Source organism: Leisingera sp. F5 (assembly GCF_001593695.1).
The window spans coordinates 1-1,454 of the sequence record NZ_LUKH01000934.1 but is presented as its reverse complement, the minus strand read 5'-3'; the positions used below and the strand labels follow the sequence as shown (position 1 = coordinate 1,454).

The 1,454-nt window shown below is 62.3% G+C and carries 2 pseudogenes; both read right to left on the bottom strand.

From position 1 onward, the window contains the following. A pseudogene (locus A2I95_RS37580) lies at positions 1 to 235 on the bottom strand (tryptophan synthase subunit beta); the annotation flags it as partial. A 455-nt stretch (positions 236 to 690) separates the two neighbouring features. Further along, positions 691 to 1,454 (bottom strand): annotated as a pseudogene (locus A2I95_RS37575) (transposase); the annotation flags it as partial.

Sequence of the window (1,454 nt, the reverse complement as noted above, 5' to 3'; positions counted from 1 at the left end):
GTTCGGTGCTGAGCCGCTCGGCGTGATAGAGCGGACTGGGGCGGCCCACGTAATGCGCCCACAGATCCTTCATCTCCGCCCAGAAAGCAGGATCATCCTTGGCCCGGTTGTATTCTTCCTCAAGGCTCAGGATCAGCGGCATCAGGGTTTCCGAGACAAACCGCCCGCCAAAGATGCCGAAACGCCCCTGTTCATCCGGACCGTTCATGAAGCTGTTGAATAGATCGTCGGCCATGGCTATTCCCTCTCTCGCAGCGCCCGCAATGACTATAGCGCGCAGCAGGCCGGGTAAAGAGGACTTCGTGCAAGCAGGTTCATCCGGCGCAGGCCGCTGCCTTGCCGGAATATCTTGTGTGGATGGTTCCTGCAAAGCAAGTCCTTGCTGAGGCGGCCTGTGCCTTGGTCTGAAGCAGGCCTGTGTCCGGCCTCACATGATGATGTCTCCGTCAATGGTATAATTTCTTCATCGGCGCTCGAAGTGAGCTCTGTTTCGGCGGCCCCCTGTCTGCAAACCTCGCATCCGGCGGGACCAGCCTCCCAACCACTGTCCCGTATTCGGGAGCGGAGAACCCTAAAAGAACGGCACCACTCTGCGAAAACGGCATCTATTGTGCCACGCCGGACAACGGCGGCGTTCCCTCGGCCACCAAGCCGCCATGCGGTTGCAAAGCAGCCTGATCTCATTAACTGTCAGCCGGCGGGTTCCATGGCCGCTCCCTGCGGGACCACTCCATCAGTGGCAAACCGCCAAAGGGCAATCAGCAGCTTTCGGGCAAGCGCAACGATCATCACCTTACGCACACGCCGGCCGGTCTGGCCTGTTCGCTCCCGGAACCGGGTAACCTGCTCGGCGCCGGGCTGGCAGCGCAGGCAGAGCCACGCCAGTTCGGCCATCGCCGTTCTAAGCCGCCTGTTTCCGGCTTTCCCGATCCCTTGCTCACGTTCCACTCCGCCGCTGTTGCAGGGCGTCGCCGTAAGCCCTGCATACGATCCCAACGCCTTGCCATTGGCAAAGCGGCGCACGAAAGCTTCGCGCACCAGCACGGTGGCACTCTGCACCCCGATACCGCGTAACCGGCAAAGCTGCTGGATCATTTTTCCGGCCTCATCCGCAGCGGGTTCCTTAACCACGGCATCACGCTCCCGCTCCAGTTGAGCGACCTGGCTGAGTACGAGCTCGAGCCCGCTCAATAGCCGGTCAATCTTTGCAAATGCGTTCGGCGGCAGCGGCTCACCGAGCCCGGTGCGCGAATCCACCAATCGATGCCGGCGGCTCTGGAGGAGCGGATTGCAACCCTCGACGCCTAATGCCGCCAGACGGCGCCGATCCGGCTGGTCAGGCCGATCCGCTCGGAGATCAACTCCGTTCGCTCGCGGACGCATCGCCGTGCATCTTCGCCGGCTTCGTCCGGGACCGGTACCATGGAACAGACCCGCGGTTCGCCCCCATGCTC